Origin of the sequence: Flavobacterium segetis (assembly GCF_900129575.1) — a bacterium.
Taxonomy (GTDB): Bacteria; Bacteroidota; Bacteroidia; order Flavobacteriales; family Flavobacteriaceae; genus Flavobacterium; species Flavobacterium segetis.
The window spans coordinates 264,464-284,789 of the sequence record NZ_FQWE01000001.1; the positions used below are offsets into that span (position 1 = coordinate 264,464).

Genomic DNA, 20,326 nt, shown 5'->3' on the forward strand with positions numbered 1-20,326 from the left:
GGATACAGTCAAAGTGCTGATAAAGGTAAAAAAGTTTATAATCAAGTTTGCATAGCTTGTCATCAGCCCACAGGTTTAGGAATTCCTGGAGCTTTCCCACCACTAGCTAAATCTGACTATTTAAATAAAGATGTGAATAGAGCCATAAAAGGCGTAGTTCAAGGTCTTAAAGGCCCCATAACTGTAAATGGGACAAAGTATAATAGTATGATGCCTGCTCAAGCACTAAACGATCAGCAAATAGCTGATGTTATGACTTATGTTTACGCAAACTGGGGAAATAATAAAACTGTTGTAACTACTGTAATGGTTAAAGCTCAAAGAAAGTAAAACCTCAAATTAAAAAAAGCCATGTTGAAAAATAAAATAGTTTTGTCATTATTTCTATTAATAGTTACAACATCGCTAGTAGCTCAAGAGCCTAAAATGGTTGCCATAGCAAGGGGGAAATTTGTTCCCCTCTATGGTGCTACAACTAAAACTCCTGTTGAAGTAAAACCTTTTTATATTGACGTTTATCCAGTTACAAATGCTCAATATCTAACTTTTCTAAAAAAATATCCCGAAAATAGCCGTTCTCGAATTAAAGGAATTTTTGCTGATAAAAGTTATTTATCTCAATGGGAAAGCGACTTTAGTTTCGGAAAGGTTAATTTGAGTAATGCCCCAGTGACCAATGTCTCCTGGTTTACAGCTAAGAAATATTGCGAATGCCAAGGCGGTCGCCTTCCTACCATGGATGAATGGGAATATGTTGCAATGGCTGACGAAAAACGAATTGATGCCCGTACTAAAGAAAGCTTCAATAAATACATTATGTCATGGTACGAAAAACCCAATACTTATGCGAATCCTGTGGGAGAAACATTTAAAAATTATTGGGGTGTTTATGACATGCATGGATTAGTATGGGAGTGGACCGGTGATTTTAACAGTATCTTCTTATCAGGTGAATCACGAAAGGACAAGGATACTGACAAAAATTTATTTTGTGGAAGTGCGTCAGTAAATGCAACTGATTTAATGAACTATGCTGCTTTCATGCGTTACGCTTTTAGAGGAAGTTTGAAAGCCAGATACACCACAAAAAATTTAGGTTTCCGTTGCGCAAAAGATAAAAAATAGTCTTTTATTTTAACCAAAAACAAAAAAATGAAATTAACCGATTTTAACTTCGAAATAAAAAAAAGAATTTCGAGCCGATCAAGAATATCATTTAAAAGTAAATCTATTTTATATATATTAATCTGCTTTCTTTTTCTTTCGTTTTATTCCTGTACTAATAAAACAGAAACCAAACCTATTATTGAGGAACCTATTTCTGAACTTTCCATTTATAATCTACCTTCAAAATGGACAAATGAAGAAGGTGAAAATTTAGAAATAAAAGATTTAAAGGGAAAAGTATTAGTGATGGTCATGATTTATACCTCTTGCAAAGCAGCCTGTCCCAGACTTGTTGCTGACATGAGAAACATTGAGCAGCGAATTCCAGAAAAAATTAAAGATCATGTAAAATTCGTTCTAGTAAGTATAGATCCGGAGGTAGATACACCACAGAGATTGAAAGCATTTGCAATTGAAAATAAAATGGATGGTGATCAATGGACTTTTTTACGTTCATCAGAGGAAAACACTCGCGAGTTTGCAGCCGTCTTAGCAGTAAACTATAAAAAAATCGCTCCATTAGATTTTTCCCATTCAAATATTATTTCTGTTTTTAATGCAAAAGGCGAATTAGCCTATCAACAAGAAGGTCTAGGAGTAAACTCTGATCAAACTATCGATAAAATTTTAGAAGAAGCTGAAAAGCTAAATTAAATCACCATGAGTTTACTAAAAAAAATCTACTTATCATTACTAGTATTGATAAGCGTAGCTAGTAATGCACAAGAATTTGAAGCTAGTTTACAATTAAGACCTCGCTATGAATATAGAAATGGTTATAAAAATTTAATTTCTAATGGCGAAGAGCCTACTTCTTTTGTATCACAGCGTTCCCGTCTTAATTTAAATTATAATTATGAAAAGCTAAAAACTAAATTAACTTTTCAAAATATTCGAACTTGGGGAGATGCTTCTACAACGACAACAACAGATAAAAATGGAATTGCTGTTTTTGAGGCTTGGGCACAATACGAATTAAATTCGAAGTGGTATACGCGTGTTGGACGTCAAGTTCTTTCTTATGATAACCAACGTATTTTTGGAGAAATTGACTGGGCCCAACAAGGTCAAAGTCATGATGCTGTAGTTCTAACGTTCAAGCCTACAAATAATCAATTGGATTTAGGATTTGCGTTCAACGCCAATGCAGAAAATGTAATTGCTCCAAAAACTCCCTACACAATTAACTATAAATCGATGCAATACGCCTGGTATCAAACAAAATTTAGTAGAGTAAAAATGAGTTTATTATTTTTAAATACTGGATATGAATTTGAAAAATCTAGTAATAATTTGGAAGTTGATTTCAAGCAGACCTTCGGGACTTACCTCACATTTAAAGAGAAAAAATGGGATATAAACTTTGCAATTTATGGTCAATCAGGTAAAAATACTGACAAAAAAGTTAATGCTTGGTATACAGGAGCTTTTGTAGGTTATGGATTTACCGATAACTTTAAAGGCGGATTTGGATATGAATTGTTGTCTGGTAAAGATCAAAACGACAATAGCACTGTTATTAAATCTTTCTCGCCAATTTTCGGTACAAACCACGCTTTTAATGGTTATATGGATTATTTTTATGTGGGTAATCATCAAAACAATATCGGATTGAGTGATGCTTATTTAAAACTAAATTATACAAGAGCAAAATGGCAATTTAATTTGACCCCACATTTTTTCAGCGCACCTAACACCGTATTAGATAGCGGCAGTAAGAAAATGGATAGCTACTTAGGAACTGAAATTGACTTTACAGCATCATATACTGTAAGTAAAGAAGTAATGGCACAGGCAGGATATTCTCAAATATTTGGTTCTACAACTTTAGAAAGAGTTAAAAATATAGGTAGTGCGGCTTCAACTAATAATTGGATTTGGCTGATGGTTTCTTTTAGTCCACGATTGTTTACATCTAAAAAATCAATTTAACAAACCTAAAACAACTATCATTGCATCAGGAAAGACATTTCTTATTATCTACTAAATATCGTCCTACTTGCTATTTAGAATTCACTTTTAGAATTAGTACTCACGCTTAATCTTTTAACCTATTTGCAGGCAAACTCATATTAACCTCTTTAATTAATTTTCCTTTTTCATAAAATTGCCACATCCCCACTTTTTTGCCTTTCGCAAATATACCTTTTGAAGCCACATCGCCATTAGCATCTCGAAAAATTGCAGCGCCTTCGTATAAACCGTTCTTAAAATTGGATTCTTCTAAGAGAATTCCTTTTTCAGTGAATTTTTTATAAAGACCATCCTTCACATTATTTTTGTAAACCTGCTCTTCTGCTATTTTTCCGCTACCATAAAATACAGTTCGTAATCCTTCTAATTTACCTTTGCTATAATTTTCGATAGTCATTATTGTATTGGACTCTTGATGAAAATATTTCCATTCTCCTTCAAATAATTTATTCATGACTTTTCCTTCACTAACTTTATAATATTTTTGATCATAAAATATTGTAAATGCCGAATCATCATTTGGATTAAATTCTCGCGTTGCTATTAACGATTTAGCTTTTGTATCATCATAAAACTTAAAAACCCCAACTTCCTTACCATGCACAAAATTACCTTCATATTTAGGTCTTTTTGACTCATTATAGGTTCCAATCCACAATCCATTTTTTTTTCCTCTTTCATCAATCTTATTGTAAGTAGATTGAGCATGGCTGACCCAAATATTTAAAAGCGAAACTACTACTGAATAGCTAAAATATTTTCTTTTAAAAATAAAGGTCATAATGTTTAAAATTTATTACCTGTCAAATTTAACTCTTTTTCTATAAAACTGGACGGAGATAATAAAAATAGGAAAATATATAAAAGTTAAAAATATAATAAAAATTAATACGATGACTGTCACACGTTCATACTTTAATTTGTTTAATATATATCGTTATAATATTTTTTTATAAATATAAAATAGTTCTGTTTTTTCTGCGTTATTACACAATGAGCTGAAAATAAGCGCTTAAACAAAACATAAAGCTTACATAAGTATTTTTTTTTGTTTAACATTATAGCTAAATTAGCGAACAAAACAAAACGCTTTATATTTATAAATTAATTAAAATAACTATTATGAAAAAAGTATTGGGATTAAAAGTTTTGGCTTTAGCATTATTTGCAGCCGTATTCATTTCGTGTGACAACAATAACGATCCTGTCGTTCCCGTTGACAACACAATTACTGGCGTTGCAGTAAAAAATCCAAATTTAAAGATTTTAGTTCAGGCGTTAACTCGTGCTGAGCTAGCAACTACTTTACAAGGAACAGGTAAATTTACAGTTTTTGCTCCAACGGATGCAGCATTTACTGCATTTTTGAAAACAACGCCTTACGCTACAATTAATGATGTACCAGTTGCAGCATTAAAAGAAATTTTATTAAACCACGTAATAAGCGGCGAAGCAAAAGCAGCTAGCTTGACTACCGGGTACATCAAAACATTAGCTAAAGGAAGTGCCTCAGCAACAAACACTTTAAGCATGTATGTTGACCTAACTTCAGGAGTTAAATTAAATGGAGTTGCTAAAGTTACGACAGCGGATGTAGCGGCATCCAATGGAGTTATTCACGTAGTAGATGCAGTAATTGGACTACCAACTGTGGTAACTCATGCAGCTGCTAATGCGAACTTCAGTACCCTAGTAAGTGTTTTAAACCGTGAAGGTCAACCTAATTTAGTTACAGCATTATCTGCAGCAGGACCATTTACAGTTTTTGCTCCTACAAATGCAGCTTTTACAGCTTTAAATACTGAGTTGGCTCCAAGTGGAATCGCAGGTGTATCTGCAGCAAACTTGACAAAAGTATTGCAGTATCATGTCGTTTCGGGAAATATTTTATCGTCATCATTAACAAACGGACAAGTAGTTACGCCTATTTTGACTCCATCTCAAACCTTCACTATCCAAACAACAAGTGGCGTTAAGATTACTGATGCAAGAGCAAGAGTTTCAACCGTTATGATTGCTGATGTACAATGCTCTAATGGTGTTATACATGCGGTTGATAAAGTATTGTTACCTGTACTTTAATCAGTAAATGTAAAATTAATATAGAGATTGCAATCGCAGAAGCTGATTGCTGACTCTCGGATGTTTTTAAAAAGCGCTTAAATAAATTTCGATTTATTTAAGCGCTTTTTTACAAGCAAAAATTATTTACATTCTTCTCTTGTTCCGCAAATTGTGCATTTATCTTTCTCTATTTTTATATCTACTGAAATGCAAAATTACACTGATCATAATGGTTTTAGTACAGTCAATGATTGAATGTTATAGACGATATTTTACGATGCTTTTAGTAGATCAAATTCGATAAAAAGCGCTGCTAAATGTTGAGACGCTGCCAGCGTGACAACTTGCGGCGTATAAGTATGGTAAAATATATTACAGACAATACAATTATGAAACAGATTGTTTTAATCATTAAGGGAGTTAAATTAATTTTAGATTAATGCGCTTTCTTTTCTTAATTTTCTTACCGGTTTAGATAAGTATTTATATTGATTGAGATCCATTTTTTTTCAAAAGTGTTGAAGTAGAAATTAATTTCTAGTGAGTTAGTCTTGAGTGTTGAGATGCTTCCAGCGTGACAAATTGTGGCGTGCTTATTTGCTAAAAAATATTATTCATTCTATAGACATGAAATAGGATTTTTAACCATTGAGGGCGTTAATTTAAGATTATACTACTAGATGTTTCTTAATTTTATTAATGATGTACATACGTATGTTGATTAATTGAGACAGTCTTTTTTATTTTTTTAAGTACAACACCATTAAATAGTACTTATAATAAAGCCCTGAGATAATTCCAGCGTGATAAACTCAAGTGTCAGTGTATATATAAGTCACATTCATAACCAATAATAAACCACGAGCAAAAACAATATCACAAAAAAAGGAAATCAAATGAGTTTACAATCACTTGATTTCCTTTTTTATGTTTACGATAAAAAGATAATGTGTTACTTTTTCTTTTTATCTAATGCTTTTTGAGCTTCGGCTTGTTCCATCACTTCTTGAAGTTTACGTTGAAATTTACCTTGTTTTTTAGGCTCTTTCAATTTATTTTCTTGGATTTGAACGTGAATTTTATCGCTATCTATAAAATATTTTTTAATAACAACCATGATTCCAATAGTAATCAAGTTGGAGATAAAATTGTATAAACTCAATCCTGCACCATAACTATTAAAGAAAAACAGCATCATTATAGGTGAAGCATAAATCATGATTTTCATAATTTTACCCATATCCGGCATTCCCTCTTGTTGTGGCGCCATCATTTGCTGATCCCCAGAGGTCATTTTCATGTAAAAGAAAATTGCAATTGAAGCAAGTATTGGAAACAAACTTATATGATTTCCGTAAAATGGAATGTAAAAAGGTAGTCTGATTATTTCATCAAAAGAAGATAAATCATCTGCCCAAAGAAAGCTTTTTTGCCTTAACTCAAAAGCCGATGGAAAAAACTGAAAGGAAGCATACATAAATGGAAGCTGAATCAATGCTGGAATACAACCCGCCATAGGATTTACTCCTGCTTTATTATACAACTTCATTGTTTCTTGTTGTTTCTTCATTGGGTCTTTTTTGAATTTTTCTCCCAACTCAGCAATTTCTGGACGCAATACTTTCATCTTAGCCTGCGATAAGAAAGACTTAAAAGTAATAGGCGACATGGCTATCTTTATTAAAATTGTAAAAACAATAATAGCAATACCGTAAGAAATATAAGAACTTAAAAAGCCAAATAACGGTATAAATACAAATCTATTAATCCATCCAAAAATACCCCAACCTAAAGAAATAATTTTTTCAAGATTTTTGTCATAATTATTTAGCGTCTTATAATCTGTTGGACCAAAATACCAACTCATCTTATGATCTAATTCCCCATTAGTAAAAGTTAACGGAATATTTGCCGTAAATTTTTTAGTAAACAAAGTATCTACTTTATCGTCGTTAACTAAATTTAATGACTTTAATTTAGCGGTTTCAAAAGGAGTTTTTGTTAATAATATGGTAGAGAAAAAATGTTGCTTATAAGCTATAAAAGTTGCTTTATCAAGAGAGGATTCTTCCGTTTTTCCTAGTCCAGAATAGCTTATTTTACCATCTTCATGTTCAAAATAGATTTCAGTGTAGCGATTTTCATAAGAAACACTTTTATCATTTCTTATTGTTTTTAAATCCCATTCTAAATCCAAAGGTTTAGCTGTATTCAATACTTTATTCAATCCTTGCGAACGAATATCGAAATCAACCATATATTCGTTTGGCTTCAATATATATTTGTATTCTAGGAATTCGTTAGCTCCAGCTTTCAATTTCATAGACAAAACCTGATCTGCTCCTATTTTAGTTAAAGTAGGCTCGAAATATAAGTCTTTTGAATTTAAAGTACGGTTGTCACTAGTTAATAACTGAACATTTAAGTTAGAATTGTTATCTTTTATTAATTGAACTAATTGACCTGAACCTTTCCTGAATTTTTCGAATTCTTTCAGCGTAGCTTCAACAATGTAGCCACCTTTATTTGCAATAGTAAGTTTCACTACTTCATTTTCAATTGTAGTAAGTCCTGCTTTTGCTGATGGAAGAGTTGCTGAGTAAGCAAAATTTCCTAAGTTTTTTTGCAATTCTGCTAGTTGCGTAGAATCGCCAGTTGCAGCTACTGCAATTGTAGCTTTAGCAACCGTTTTATCTTGCAATTCTTTAGCCTTTGTAGCTTTAATTACCAATTCCTTTTCTGCTTTTTCTGCAGCAACCACTTTCGGATCTGGCTGGTTTCGATACATTATAAAAATCAAAATAATGAAAATTAATCCGAAACCTATAATCGAATTGAGGTCAAATTTTTTTTGTTCCATTGTAATTAAAAAAAGTTTTAAATTTAAAGTAAACCGAAACTAAATTGCTTCTAGTTATTTTTTCTTCGCCTTAACAGCAGCTGCAACGAAATTTACAAAAATAGGATGCGGATTTGCTACTGTACTTTTGTATTCTGGATGATATTGAACCCCAATATAAAATGGATGATCTTTTATCTCTATAATTTCTACTAAACCTGTGTCAGGATTTATCCCTGATGCAATTAATCCTGCATCTTGCAATTGTTTTACGTACTTACTATTGTATTCATATCTGTGACGGTGACGCTCTGAAATAGTGTTTTTACCATAAATTCCATAAGCTAATGAGTCTTGCTTGATATCGCATTTCCAAGCTCCAAGACGCATTGTGCCACCTTTATCAGTAATGGTTTTTTGCTCTTCCATTAAATTAACAACTGGATGAGCTGTCTGTTCATTCATCTCAGTTGAATTTGCATCAGTAAATCCAAGAACATTACGTGAATATTCAATAATTGCCATCTGCATTCCTAAACAAATTCCGAAAAATGGAATTTTGTTTTCACGTGCATATTTCACTGCTGCAATTTTTCCTTCTATTCCTCTTTCGCCAAAACCAGGAGCGACAAGGATTCCATCTAAACCAGACAATTTACTATCAATATTATTACCATCAATATGCTCAGAATGAATTGAAATGACATTCACCTTAGTCTCATTAGCAGCACCTGCATGAATAAATGCTTCTAATATGGACTTATAACAGTCTTGCATTTCTACATATTTTCCAATCAAACCAATGTTCACGGTATGTTTTGGGTTCTTCAATCTTTTTAAAAAGATATTCCAATTTTTTAAATCAGGTGCAGCTTTTTTTGGCAAATCTAATTTTTTCAATGCCACAACATCTAATCCTTCTTCTAGCATTAAATTTGGCACTTCGTAGATTGTTGAAGCATCAATAGATTGTATTACAGCTTCTCTTTTGACATTACAAAACAAAGCTAGTTTATTACGCAATTCCTCTGAAAGTTCATGCTCCGTCCTACAAACCAAGATATCAGCTTTTATTCCGCTTTCCATTAAGGTTTTTACAGAATGCTGCGTTGGTTTTGTTTTTAATTCTCCAGCAGCGGCTAAGTAAGGTACTAACGTTAAGTGAATTACAATTGCATTGTGTTCTCCTAAATCCCAGACTAATTGCCTAACAGACTCAATATACGGAAGAGATTCAATATCTCCTACAGTCCCTCCTATTTCAGTTATCACAATATCAAAATCACCTGTATTACCAAGCAATTGCATTCTATCTTTAATTTCGTTGGTGATATGAGGTACAACTTGCACTGTTTTTCCAAGAAATTCTCCTCTTCGTTCTTTTTCAATAACGGAAAGATATATTCTTCCAGTTGTCACATTATTAGCTTGAGAAGTTGGAACGTTAAGAAATCGTTCATAATGTCCCAAATCTAAATCAGTTTCTGCTCCATCATCAGTAACGTAACACTCGCCATGTTCATAAGGATTTAATGTCCCTGGATCAACATTTATGTACGGGTCAAACTTTTGGATAGTAGTACGATACCCTCTTGCTTGTAACAATTTTGCTAATGAAGCTGCAATGATTCCTTTCCCTAGAGAAGAAGTCACACCACCGGTAACAAAAATATATTTAGTTTGATTCATTATCTTATTGTAATTGTTGTAGTTGTGTAAAAAACGTGGCAAAAGTACAAATTTAATTAGAGAATTTGGCAATTAGCTAACGAGAAAATAAAGCTGTTAGTGAATTAGAAAATTTATCAATTAGAAAACGAGAAAATTAATAATCTTGCTGTCTGTCTTATTCTCTGCGTAATTTTTAAATTGGTTTTGGATATTGCTTTTTTATATTCCGAATTAATTCTTCCAGACCATTGAGTTTTATTTCGTAGATCAATTTTAATTGTTCTCCTAATTCTCCTTTTGGAAATCCTTTATTACTGTACCAAACGATATAATATTCAGGTATATCGATAAGAAACCAACCTTCATATTTACCAAAAGGCATTTTAGTATGAGCAAGTTTAATAAGCTGTTTTTGATCTTGATCCATTTTGAAAAATAGGAGTTTTAAGTTTAGAATTACGAATTAAAAGGCATGAGCTATCAGGGTAAAACATGTAATTTGAAATTAAAATTACCAACTAAAATTATTGACTAAAATAGCTATATGTCGGAAAGCCAAAAATTACAATAGTATAATTTACTCCCGCTCACATTAATTTCAAATATAATTATTATTCTACTTATTTAAATCAGCTTCCATTTTTATTAAATTTCGAGTGTATTGATTGTCTGCTTTTGATCATTTTAATGCTTCTTCATTCCATTTTTTAAATTTAACTTTCTACTTTACTTTGTAAAATTCGAATGCTAAATTATAAGCCGTTTCTTGTAGAAAAATATTCTCTTTGCATAGCAACGACATTTTTGTGTACGTGGCAGCAATTTTTTCATATTTGAGAAGCTTTGTAAAAGTATAGGCTAATTCCTTATTAGTATAACAGTCATTAGGATTTTGTACAATTGTTTTTTTTCAACATAATTCTACGTTTTTATATTTTCCTAATGCACTATAAGAAAAAGCTAATTCTGTTTGTAGGCCTTTAAATTTAGAATCTATTTTGTCCGCTTTTTCTAAAAAGGTCAAAGCCTTTTCACTTTCATTCCATTCATTGTACAGATAGCCCCAACGATATAATTTAGCGACTTTGTCATCTTCGGTTTTATAAAATTTCAACCAGCCTGGTATTTTTTCAACACTCAACTCTCTAAATTTTGACTCTGGTATTTCAGCTACTGCTGTTTTTTTTGGTCGCACTCTGACTTTCATAAATCCTACTTCTTTTTTCACGCCGCTTTCTATCCTAATGAATTTGCCACTGCCGTCAATTCTAAATTTCCCTTCATTGTTAAAGGTCAAACCAGCTTGCGAATCCATATAAATGAACCCAAAAACATAACTACTATCTTTATCCATTTGATATGAAACCATTTATCTTCACATTCTTCATTGCTCTTATCAAATTTTAAGGTATTTTGAGAATTTGTATTGATTAAAATTAATACTATAATTGTAAGAATATAATTCATAGAATACTTAGTTAAATACTTTTTAAAAAAGGGAAAGGTATAATATAATTGCGATTATAAAATTTTACACTTCTAAAAAATGCATGAAAAAATTAGAACATTTAGTGAACTAACTTAAAAAAATATAAAGATTTTAAATTTTATTTAATACTATAATATTTTTGTTGTAAAACTACACCTATCATACCTTCAACTAGTGGTGAAGTAAAATATAAAAAAATTCTATCTCTGTCTTTTTCTTGTATTTCATGCAATTTTTTACACGCTTCTTTTCAGTACATTTATTCTTTAATATTTTTAATGTAAAATATTAATTGACTTATCGCTCACCTTTTAACCAAAATTAGGTAGCTTAAATCTTCGATCGCTTTTAATAAATATGTCAAATTATACCGCACCCACTCAAACGAAAAATAGAATAAATTTATGATACAAAATTGAGACTGTTACCGAATTTTCTAAATTGTTTGAAAACAATCGCGTAATCTAATTTATTATTCAAGTAAAATATATTAGTGTACAAAAATTTAGTTGACAAACGAAACCAACATTTTTTTTTGCTTTCTTAAAAAAAAAGTAGTGATGCAAAAAATAGTAAGTTTACTTTTAGATTTGTTCTTTTTTACATCCTGTTAGCCTACAACTCAAGGTGCTGTCCTGTAAAAAATCCCAAGAATCCAACAAAGTTATCTAGTGTGAATCATTGTACCGCATTTTATCCCGTAATTGCTAATAGCACCCATTCCTTTGTATCATTGAATTCCAATGTAACTTGCGGCAACAATATCAATGTGCTACAGGTTTATGACACTAAAGATTTAACCAAACCAATATTAGTGCGCAGTAGAACACTGACGCAACCAAAAGGATAAGGTTTTTACACCTCTAAATATTTATTTGTAAGTGATGATGTGATAAAAATCTTTGACATCGCTACTCTTTTCGAACCAATTTTAGTTAACTCTATCAGTAAAAAATGTTTTGATGTCATAATAAGAGACAACACTTTATTTGCTATCGGAGATTCTGGCGTTTTTAGCTATGAATTAAACCCTTCTATTATTACTGATATAAAATTAGTAAGTGAAGTGAAGTTTTAATTTTCTAAAAAATACCTTTCTTCAATGCGCTTTATATCTTTTATGGAATTTTTGGCCCAAGCTAAACGTTTTTCCAGAATTTCTTGTTCCGATAAATGCCAATCAATGTCTGTTTTACGCAATCGATTCGTTAGGTTTTGAATTATGATAGCAGCTGAAACTGAAATATTTAAGCTCTCGGTAAATCCTACCATAGGAATTTTTAGAAAGCCATCGGCGCGTTTCAAAATTTCTTTAGATAATCCATCTCGTTCTGTTCCAAAAAACAAAGCACTTGGTTTAGCGATATCAAAATCCTCCAATAAACAATCGCCTTCATGGGGTGTTGTGGCAATAATTTGGTAGCCTTGCCCTTTTATAGTGTCGATACAATTTGTAATGGAATCAAATGTATTGATGTCTACCCATTTTTGGGCTCCCATTGCAATTTCCTTGTCGATACTTTTTCCGTAACGTTGCTCAATCACATTAAGCTCTTGAATTCCAAAGACTTCACAACTGCGCATTACCGCGCTTGTATTGTGCATTTGGAAAATATCCTCTACTACAATTGTAAAATGCTTTGTTCTATTTTCGAGGACTTTTAAGAATTTTTCTTTTCGGTTGTCTGTTAAAATGTTTTCAAGAAAAGTAAGGTAATCGATATCAACCATTGCGAATTATTTTTTGCAAAAATAGCAAAAAGTCGAAATTCACTACTCTAAAATAGAAGTAATAAAAGCAGAGATGATTTTTTCTCCTAAACTTTCTTGTTTAAAGTCGGGAAAAATTGGCTCTTTCTCCCTATTCTTCATTTCGTTTCCAAGTAAATTTGCAGTATTTTGAAAAGGATAAAAATGTTCTGAAGCTATTTTAGTGGCACACAATCCAGGTTTCGGATTATAAATTGAATATTGGATTTCTCGACTGTAACTATACAAGGAAGCGCTTTTAGTTTTAAAATAATTTGCTGTTACATTTAAAGAACTTTCATTAGCACTATAAAATCCAGATTTAAAATTAGCTTTTTGAGCAAAGCCGCAAGACGAACTTACAATTATAAAAAACAGAGCGTATTTATTCATAATTTCGTCATTTATGTAAACTCAAAATTACAAATTAGTTTTAAAATTAGGAGTGATTTATTGAACTTAATTCTTTTGTATCTAACTCTTTTTTAACACACTCGTACTTTTGATGAAAAATGTCTTGTACAACAATAGTACAACAATTCGTTTTATCTACAAGACTTAAAAATTTTGTAATGCATGTTTACCGATAAATGTTTTCTAGTAAAATAAAGTAATCGATGTCAACTGACAGGATATAGTTTTTTGCAAAAACAGTAAAAAAGAGTAGCCTTAACACTTTAAAATTGGTTTGTGATACCTCAATTGAATTTTTGTTTAGGAATTAAGATTGTTTTTTTGAGTTAGTATGCGGTATTAAGGCCAGTTTAATAAAGCTAAGGATTTAAATAAATTAGGAGTCGCGGGTTTACCCGAAAAGGAGAAGCAATCTAAACAACTAGAGCAACAAACAAAGATTCTTCCTTCGTCAGAATGACAAATTTAGTTAGCTATAAACTTAAATTAAGGCTATTGAGATATAGACGATTTCCTTATTTGAGCTTTCTGTTCAATAAATATAGAGTTTAAAGTAAAGTCGCTTTTGCGAACACGCCTAAATGAAATGAATACTTTTAGTTTAAATTTGACTACTATTCATTATATAATATTCAATAATAACGAAAATATGAAAATCAACAAGATTTGCGTGAGGGATAGAGGCGATATCTTTTTTTATGCTTTTTAGCCAAAAAAGATAAAGCCGAAAACCCGACCCTTGTGGTCACGCTCAAATAAAAAAAATATGAAAAAGAAATTAGTTGTCCTTACTGGTGCAGGAATAAGTGCCGAAAGTGGTGTGAAAACATTTAGAGACAGCGGCGGACTTTGGGAAGGTCATAACGTGATGGACGTGGCAACGCCTGAAGGTTGGTATAAAAATCCTGCTTTAGTGCTTGATTTTTACAATCAAAGGCGTAAGCAGCTCAAAGAAGTGGTTCCTAATCGTGGTCATGAAATTTTAGCTGAATTAGAAAAAGATTTTGAGGTTTATATTATCACTCAAAATGTAGATGACTTGCACGAGCGTGCTGGAAGTACTAATGTTTTGCATCTTCATGGCGAATTGCTAAAAGTGCGAAGTATAAGTGACCCAAATTATATTGTAGACTGGCACGATGATTTGAACTTTGGGGATTTTGACAAACATAATAATCAGTTGCGACCTGATATTGTATGGTTTGGAGAGGAAGTTCCTGCACTGGAGCAAGCGCTGGAATTAACTCAAAATGCCGATTATTTTGCCGTTATTGGAACTTCATTACAAGTTTATCCAGCAGCTGGATTAATTGATTTTACGCCACGAGAAACACCGCTATTTTATATTGATCCAAAACCAATTAAAATTCCAAATCTTAAAAACCGATTAGAAATAATTCCTGAAATGGCTTCTACAGGAGTTGAAATTATGAGAAATAAATTGCTTTCGTTTCTCTAAAAATAAAAAATATTTTAAAGCGCACTTTTATGCAAGTCAATTATTAGAAATAGTATGTCTAATTTCTAAGTTCTGCTTATATTTGCGACTTTCGAACAAACAACTAAACAATGACTACTTTAAACGAATTGAATGCTATATCGCCTATTGATGGACGCTATAGAAATAAAACTATTTCGCTGGCTCCATTCTTCTCTGAGGAAGCCTTAATAAAATACCGCGTGCTAGTTGAAATTGAATATTTTATTGCCTTGTGCGAAACGCCTTTACCTCAACTGACGTCAGTAAATCCAGATTTATTTGAAAGTTTAAGAAACATATATAAAAATTTCTCAACTCAAGATGCGCTTTGGATCAAAGAAACCGAGAAAGTCACTAATCACGATGTAAAAGCGGTTGAGTACTTTATTAAGGAGAAATTTGAAACCTTAGGATTATCACAATATAAAGAGTTTATCCATTTTGGATTGACTTCCCAAGACATCAATAATACGGCGATTCCACTTTCGACAAAAGAAGCTTTTGAGAAAGTATACATGCCTTCTTTGATTACATTGACTTCTAAATTAAAAGACTTAAGTATGGAATGGGCAGCCATTCCAATGCTAGCGCGAACACATGGACAACCTGCTTCTCCTACTCGATTAGGGAAGGAAATAGGCGTTTTTGTAGAACGTTTAGAAGAGCAAATGCGTTTGCTGTTTAATATTCCTTTTGCGGCTAAATTTGGTGGTGCCACTGGAAATTACAATGCACATCATGTGGCTTATCCCCAGATTGACTGGAGAAAATTTGGTGGAAAATTTGTTGAAGAAAATCTGGGATTACATCACTCCTTCCCTACTACACAAATTGAACATTACGATCATTTTGCAGCATTTTTTGATGCTTTAAAAAGAATAAATAGCATTATAATTGATTTAGATCGAGACATTTGGACGTATGTTTCGATGGAATATTTTAAACAAAAAATCAAAGAGGGAGAAATAGGATCATCAGCGATGCCGCATAAAGTAAATCCAATTGATTTTGAAAATTCAGAAGGAAATTTAGGAATTGCAAATGCTATTTTTGAACATTTATCGGCTAAATTACCCGTGTCAAGACTGCAACGAGATTTAACAGATAGTACGGTTTTAAGAAATATTGGAGTTCCAATAGGTCATACTTTAATTGCCTTTGAAGCCACTTTAAAAGGACTCAATAAATTGCTGTTGAATGAATCTAAATTTCATGAAGATTTAGAGAAAAATTGGGCTGTGGTTGCCGAAGCTATTCAAACTATTTTGCGTAGAGAAGCCTATCCTAATCCTTATGAAGCTTTGAAAGGATTGACCAGAACTAATGAATCTATTGATAAAAAAGCGATCCATAATTTTATTGCAACACTTGATGTTTCAGATGAAATTAAAGCTGAATTAATGCAAATTACACCAAGTAATTTTCTGGGTATCTAGAAAAAAAAATCACAAAATTTGTTATTCCTATCGACGAGAAAAAGCATTCTTATCGATGGGAATTTTAATTTTAAACATTTAATACAATAGTCCATTTGATAAAAATTTTAATTTCTAAAAAAAATTATTTATCTTACCACAAAACCAAAACTTACTTCTTAAATAAATATGAATACAGCTGAAGCAGTAGTCTCCGCAACGCAACATTTACAACCGTTAATACGTGATTTAGGATTAATCTTGATGACCGCAGCGGTTGCGGTTTTATTATTTAAAAAAATTAAACAACCTTTAGTTTTAGGTTATTTAATTGCTGGATTTTTAGCTGGAAATAACTTTGATTTTTTCCCTTCCATAAAAGATATCAAGAGTGTTGAGGTTTGGGCAGAAATTGGTGTAATCTTTTTATTGTTTAGTTTAGGACTAGAATTTAGTTTTAAAAAATTAATGAAAGTTGGTGGAACAGCATCAATTACAGCAGTTACTCAAATTATTGCTATGGTTGCTATTGGCTATTCAGTAGGAACATGGATTGGTTGGAAACCTATGGACAGCATTTTTCTGGGCGTTATATTATCTATATCTTCAACAACCATTATTTTAAAAACCTTTGAAGAACTCGGTGTAAAAACACAAAAATTTGCAGGAATTGTATTAGGTTCGCTAATTGTGCAGGACATCGTTGCTATCTTGATGATGGTTTTACTTTCTACGATTGCAGTGAGTCAGCAGTTTTCAGGAACTGAATTGTTATATTCCGTTTTAAAGTTGATCTTCTTTTTAACAATATGGTTTGTTGGTGGTATTTTTTTCATTCCCACTTTATTAAAAAAAGCAAAAAGCCTCTTAACAGACGAAATGTTATTGATAATCTCGCTGGCATTGTGTTTGATGATGGTAATTCTCGCTGCTAATGTTGGTTTTTCTCCTGCATTAGGTGCTTTTATAATGGGTTCAATCATTGCCGAAACTACGCAAGCGGAGCATATTGAACATTTAGTAAAACCTGTAAAAGATTTATTTGGTGCTGTATTTTTTGTATCTGTTGGAATGCTAATTAATCCTGAAACACTTTATGAATATGCGTTACCCGTTGGTATTTTAACTTTAGTTGTTATTTTTGGACAATCGATTAGTTCCACCATCGGTGCGTTGCTTTCTGGTCAGCCTTTGAAACAATCCGTGCAAACGGGGATGAGTTTATCACAAATAGGCGAATTCTCCTTTATTATTGCCACTTTAGGAATGACACTCAATGTGACAAGCGATTTTTTATATCCTATTGTTGTAGCAGTTTCAGCGGTTACTACCTTTACAACGCCTTTTATGGTTAAATTTGCTAATCCTTTTTCAGAATATATTGAAAAAAAATTACCACGAAGATGGAAAAAAAGGATTGAGCGCTATAGTGCAAATGCACAGTCTATCAAATTAGTATCAAATTGGCAAATTGTAGTCAAAGCCTTTTTAACTCAGGTCGTAATTCATTCTGTTATTATAGTTGCTGTAATTTTGCTTTCATCAAAATTTATACTACCGTTGGTTGAAGATTATCAATTTGGAAATGCCGTTGGCGCATTAATAACATTGATAATAATATCTCCTTTTTTATGGGCACTTTCTTTAAGAAGAGTAGCTGTAGACCAAGTAGCTATTTTAAGAGAAGAGCGCAAATATCGCGGACCAATTTTAATGATGGTTTTAATGCGAATGTTATTAACGCTTTTTTATATTGGATTTTTACTGAATATTTTCTTCTCGCCTATTATTGCTTTCATCGCTTTAATAGTTGCAGTTATAGTATATTATGTTTTTCCAAAAAAATTGAATGCACAGTATCATAAAATTGAAGACCACTTTCTAAAAAATTTCAATGCAAGAGAAGGTAAAAAAGGAGTGAGAAGCAGAAGCGATTTAACACCTTGGGAAGGACACATGTCCACGTTTGAGATCGCACCAACATCAAACGTAGTAGGTAAAACATTAAGCGAATTGCGAGTTAGGGAGGAATTAGGTGTCAATATTGCCTTTATTAAAAGGGGGGAATTTATTATAAATATTCCTAATAAAAACGAACGCTTATTCCCAGGAGATGAAATTTGTATTATTGGAACAGATAATCAGGTAAAAGAATTTAACTCGTATTTGCATAAAAACGAAATTCAAAATCCCGAGGTTATTGAGAATGATATTATCTTAAAACAATTAGAACTTCTAGAGGAACAATTTATTGGTGCCACTATTAAAGACTCGCAATTACGTGAAAAAACAAATGGTTTGATTGTGGGAATTGAACGAAGAGGAAAACGAATCCTGAATCCTGAATCTAACATGGTTTTAGAAAAACACGATATATTGTGGGTGGTGGGAAGTAAAAAACTACTGCGAGATTTTTTTAGAAATTAGAAATAAAAAAAAGCAAAATTAAAATCATTTAGGAAATTAATTTTGCCTTTTTATTATAAATGAATATATTTTTTCACTGGAATATTCGCTAAAATTTCAACCACAAATTTCCAGAATTTCTGAGACGATGAAATGCTTGCTCTTTCATCTGGTGAGTGTGCGCCATGGATGGTGGGTCCAAAAGAGATCATATCCATATCAGGATAATTAGTTCCTAATATTCCACATTCTAACCCAGCGTGACAAGCTACTACTTTTGGTTTTGCACCGTTTTGTTTTTCATAAATGGGCACTAAGACATCTAATATCTCCGACTCAGCATTAGGTGTCCATCCCGGATAAGATCCCGAAAATTCTACTTCGCAACCCATTAATTCAAAAGCAGAACGCAAAGCATTTGCCAAATCAAATTTAGAAGTTTCAACCGAAGAACGTGTTAAACATTGAACGGAAAGTTGGCCTTTGCCTAAAATTACCTTTGCAATATTATTAGATGTTTCTACTAGATTATCAAAATCAGCACTCATTCTATAAACGCCATTATGTGCTGTATACATCGATCTCACAAAGTAAAATTGTGCAATTGAAGGCATTACTTTAGCTGGAGTTGCCTCCATTTTTTCGAAAATAACTTCTAGATTAGGTTCCGTTGTTTTAAGTTCGGTCTTGATTTCATTTACAATTTGCTGCATGTCAAAAACAAAAGCTTCGTCATATACTTCAGCAATAATTACTTTAGCAGTGCTTTCACGTGGGATAGCATTACGCAAACTTCCACCAACAATCTCTGAAATTTGCAATCCAAAATTATCAAAACCATCAAATAGTAAGCGGTTCATAATCTTATTAGCATTGCCTAAACCTTTGTGAATGTCCATTCCTGAATGCCCACCATTTAAACCTTTTACGGTGATTACGTATCCTACAGAACCTTCTGGAGTTTCCTCTTCATCGTACTCAGCGGTTGCTGTTACATCAATTCCTCCTGCACAACCTATGTCAATTTCATCATCTTCTTCCGTGTCCATATTCAATAGAATTTCACCTTGAAGAACACCGCCTTTAAGATTCAAAGCTCCTGTCATTCCTGTTTCTTCATCAATGGTAAACAACGCTTCAATTGCCGGATGCGGGATGTGAGTACTTTCTAAAATGGCCATCATGGCAGCAACTCCAAGACCGTTATCAGCACCAAGGGTAGTTCCTCTAGCGCGAACCCAGTCGCCATCTACATACATGTCAATTCCTTGTGTATCAAAATCGAAAACGGTATCAGCATTTTTTTGATGTACCATATCTAAATGCCCTTGAAGCACAATTGCTTTGCGGTTTTCCATTCCCGCTGTAGCAGGTTTCCGAATAATTACATTGCGTATTTCATCTTCAAAAGTTTCTAATCCTAGGCTTTCGCCAAAGTTTTTTATAAACGCAATTACACGATCCTCTTTTTTAGAAGGACGTGGAACGGCATTCAAATCAGCAAACTTATTCCAAAGTGCTTTTGGCTCTAAATTTCTTATTTCTTGACTCATTTACGTGTGTTTGAAGTTTAACAATTTAAGATTTCAAAGTTACAAAGTTTAAAATCGATTTTACCTTTACAAAGTAAATTATCATTTAAATTTTGCTAAATTATT

General features: G+C 32.3%; 16 protein-coding genes and 1 pseudogene. 9 read left to right on the forward strand and 8 right to left on the reverse strand.

From position 1 onward, the window contains the following. Window positions 1-6 precede the first annotated feature (6 nt). From BUA99_RS01215 to BUA99_RS01230, 4 genes and pseudogenes are all read left to right on the forward strand, one after another. Window positions 7-330: pseudogene (locus tag BUA99_RS01215) on the forward strand (c-type cytochrome); the annotation flags it as partial. A 21-nt stretch (window positions 331-351) separates the two neighbouring features. Continuing rightward, on the forward strand, window positions 352-1,125 hold the full coding sequence (locus BUA99_RS01220) for a formylglycine-generating enzyme family protein (protein ID WP_072987143.1): 774 nt from the start codon (window positions 352-354) through the stop codon (window positions 1,123-1,125). Between the two features lie 27 nt (window positions 1,126-1,152). Beyond that, window positions 1,153-1,821 carry an SCO family protein gene (locus tag BUA99_RS01225; RefSeq protein ID WP_084673446.1) on the forward strand — a complete coding sequence of 223 codons (669 nt, stop codon included), beginning with the start codon at window positions 1,153-1,155 and terminating at the stop codon, window positions 1,819-1,821. A gap of 6 nt (window positions 1,822-1,827) precedes the next feature. Next, the gene (locus tag BUA99_RS01230) at window positions 1,828-3,099 is read left to right on the forward strand and encodes an alginate export family protein (protein WP_072987145.1); all 1,272 of its coding nucleotides are present in this window, start codon (window positions 1,828-1,830) and stop codon (window positions 3,097-3,099) included. Between the two features lie 106 nt (window positions 3,100-3,205). On the opposite strand, the gene BUA99_RS01235 is transcribed toward BUA99_RS01230, so the two are convergent. Continuing rightward, window positions 3,206-3,922: a toxin-antitoxin system YwqK family antitoxin gene (locus BUA99_RS01235; protein WP_072987148.1), complete on the reverse strand. Its 717-nt coding sequence runs from the start codon at window positions 3,920-3,922 to the stop codon at window positions 3,206-3,208. A 341-nt stretch (window positions 3,923-4,263) separates the two neighbouring features. On the opposite strand from BUA99_RS01235, the gene BUA99_RS01240 reads away from it, so the two are divergent. Beyond that, the gene (locus BUA99_RS01240; protein ID WP_072987151.1) at window positions 4,264-5,223 is read left to right on the forward strand and encodes a fasciclin domain-containing protein; all 960 of its coding nucleotides are present in this window, start codon (window positions 4,264-4,266) and stop codon (window positions 5,221-5,223) included. Between the two features lie 934 nt (window positions 5,224-6,157). On the opposite strand, the gene yidC is transcribed toward BUA99_RS01240, so the two are convergent. From yidC to BUA99_RS01260, 4 genes are all read right to left on the reverse strand, one after another. Continuing rightward, window positions 6,158-8,065 carry a membrane protein insertase YidC gene (yidC, locus tag BUA99_RS01245; protein WP_072987154.1) on the reverse strand — a complete coding sequence of 636 codons (1,908 nt, stop codon included), beginning with the start codon at window positions 8,063-8,065 and terminating at the stop codon, window positions 6,158-6,160. 54 nt (window positions 8,066-8,119) lie between these two features. Continuing rightward, window positions 8,120-9,733, reverse strand: a complete 1,614-nt coding sequence (locus BUA99_RS01250; protein WP_072987157.1) for a CTP synthase — start codon at window positions 9,731-9,733, stop codon at window positions 8,120-8,122. A gap of 175 nt (window positions 9,734-9,908) precedes the next feature. Continuing rightward, window positions 9,909-10,142 carry a DUF3820 family protein gene (locus BUA99_RS01255; protein ID WP_072987160.1) on the reverse strand — a complete coding sequence of 78 codons (234 nt, stop codon included), beginning with the start codon at window positions 10,140-10,142 and terminating at the stop codon, window positions 9,909-9,911. Window positions 10,143-10,625: 483 nt separating this feature from the next. Beyond that, window positions 10,626-11,069 carry a hypothetical protein gene (locus BUA99_RS01260; RefSeq protein ID WP_159430919.1) on the reverse strand — a complete coding sequence of 148 codons (444 nt, stop codon included), beginning with the start codon at window positions 11,067-11,069 and terminating at the stop codon, window positions 10,626-10,628. Window positions 11,070-11,877: 808 nt separating this feature from the next. Between BUA99_RS01260 and BUA99_RS15055 the strand changes: the two genes are divergently transcribed. Further along, a complete protein-coding gene (locus BUA99_RS15055; protein ID WP_159430920.1) occupies window positions 11,878-12,054 on the forward strand; it encodes a hypothetical protein in 177 nt (58 codons plus the stop codon). A 224-nt stretch (window positions 12,055-12,278) separates the two neighbouring features. Here the strand turns inward: BUA99_RS15055 and BUA99_RS01270 are convergent, their stop codons facing one another. Beyond that, entirely contained in the window at window positions 12,279-12,935 is a 657-nt protein-coding gene (locus tag BUA99_RS01270; protein ID WP_072987169.1) for a TrmH family RNA methyltransferase, read from the reverse strand. A gap of 42 nt (window positions 12,936-12,977) precedes the next feature. Then, the gene (locus BUA99_RS15595; protein ID WP_072987172.1) at window positions 12,978-13,346 is read right to left on the reverse strand and encodes a hypothetical protein; all 369 of its coding nucleotides are present in this window, start codon (window positions 13,344-13,346) and stop codon (window positions 12,978-12,980) included. Between the two features lie 787 nt (window positions 13,347-14,133). Here BUA99_RS15595 and BUA99_RS01280 point away from each other — a divergent pair. From BUA99_RS01280 to BUA99_RS01290, 3 genes are all read left to right on the forward strand, one after another. Next, a complete protein-coding gene (locus BUA99_RS01280; protein WP_072987175.1) occupies window positions 14,134-14,826 on the forward strand; it encodes an SIR2 family NAD-dependent protein deacylase in 693 nt (230 codons plus the stop codon). 110 nt (window positions 14,827-14,936) lie between these two features. Next, window positions 14,937-16,283 carry an adenylosuccinate lyase gene (gene purB, locus BUA99_RS01285; protein ID WP_072987177.1) on the forward strand — a complete coding sequence of 449 codons (1,347 nt, stop codon included), beginning with the start codon at window positions 14,937-14,939 and terminating at the stop codon, window positions 16,281-16,283. Between the two features lie 168 nt (window positions 16,284-16,451). Beyond that, on the forward strand, window positions 16,452-18,689 hold the full coding sequence (locus tag BUA99_RS01290; RefSeq protein ID WP_072987180.1) for a cation:proton antiporter: 2,238 nt from the start codon (window positions 16,452-16,454) through the stop codon (window positions 18,687-18,689). 53 nt (window positions 18,690-18,742) lie between these two features. On the opposite strand, the gene BUA99_RS01295 is transcribed toward BUA99_RS01290, so the two are convergent. Continuing rightward, window positions 18,743-20,221: an aminoacyl-histidine dipeptidase gene (locus tag BUA99_RS01295; protein WP_072987183.1), complete on the reverse strand. Its 1,479-nt coding sequence runs from the start codon at window positions 20,219-20,221 to the stop codon at window positions 18,743-18,745. Between the last annotated feature and the right edge of the window lie 105 nt (window positions 20,222-20,326).

What these genes read in the sequence shown, in the direction of transcription:
- BUA99_RS01290 (WP_072987180.1), top strand. Translation starts at nt 16,452, where the DNA reads ATGAATACAGCTGAAGCAGTAGTCTCCGCAACGCAACATTTACAACCG.
- BUA99_RS01270 (WP_072987169.1), bottom strand. Translation starts at nt 12,935, where the DNA reads ATGGTTGATATCGATTACCTTACTTTTCTTGAAAACATTTTAACAGAC.
- BUA99_RS01260 (WP_159430919.1), bottom strand. Translation starts at nt 11,069, where the DNA reads ATGGATAAAGATAGTAGTTATGTTTTTGGGTTCATTTATATGGATTCG.
- BUA99_RS01240 (WP_072987151.1), top strand. Translation starts at nt 4,264, where the DNA reads ATGAAAAAAGTATTGGGATTAAAAGTTTTGGCTTTAGCATTATTTGCA.
- BUA99_RS15595 (WP_072987172.1), bottom strand. Translation starts at nt 13,346, where the DNA reads ATGAATAAATACGCTCTGTTTTTTATAATTGTAAGTTCGTCTTGCGGC.
- BUA99_RS01225 (WP_084673446.1), top strand. Translation starts at nt 1,153, where the DNA reads ATGAAATTAACCGATTTTAACTTCGAAATAAAAAAAAGAATTTCGAGC.
- BUA99_RS01250 (WP_072987157.1), bottom strand. Translation starts at nt 9,733, where the DNA reads ATGAATCAAACTAAATATATTTTTGTTACCGGTGGTGTGACTTCTTCT.
- purB (WP_072987177.1), top strand. Translation starts at nt 14,937, where the DNA reads ATGACTACTTTAAACGAATTGAATGCTATATCGCCTATTGATGGACGC.
- yidC (WP_072987154.1), bottom strand. Translation starts at nt 8,065, where the DNA reads ATGGAACAAAAAAAATTTGACCTCAATTCGATTATAGGTTTCGGATTA.
- BUA99_RS01280 (WP_072987175.1), top strand. Translation starts at nt 14,134, where the DNA reads ATGAAAAAGAAATTAGTTGTCCTTACTGGTGCAGGAATAAGTGCCGAA.
- BUA99_RS01235 (WP_072987148.1), bottom strand. Translation starts at nt 3,922, where the DNA reads ATGACCTTTATTTTTAAAAGAAAATATTTTAGCTATTCAGTAGTAGTT.
- BUA99_RS01230 (WP_072987145.1), top strand. Translation starts at nt 1,828, where the DNA reads ATGAGTTTACTAAAAAAAATCTACTTATCATTACTAGTATTGATAAGC.
- BUA99_RS01255 (WP_072987160.1), bottom strand. Translation starts at nt 10,142, where the DNA reads ATGGATCAAGATCAAAAACAGCTTATTAAACTTGCTCATACTAAAATG.
- BUA99_RS01295 (WP_072987183.1), bottom strand. Translation starts at nt 20,221, where the DNA reads ATGAGTCAAGAAATAAGAAATTTAGAGCCAAAAGCACTTTGGAATAAG.
- BUA99_RS01220 (WP_072987143.1), top strand. Translation starts at nt 352, where the DNA reads ATGTTGAAAAATAAAATAGTTTTGTCATTATTTCTATTAATAGTTACA.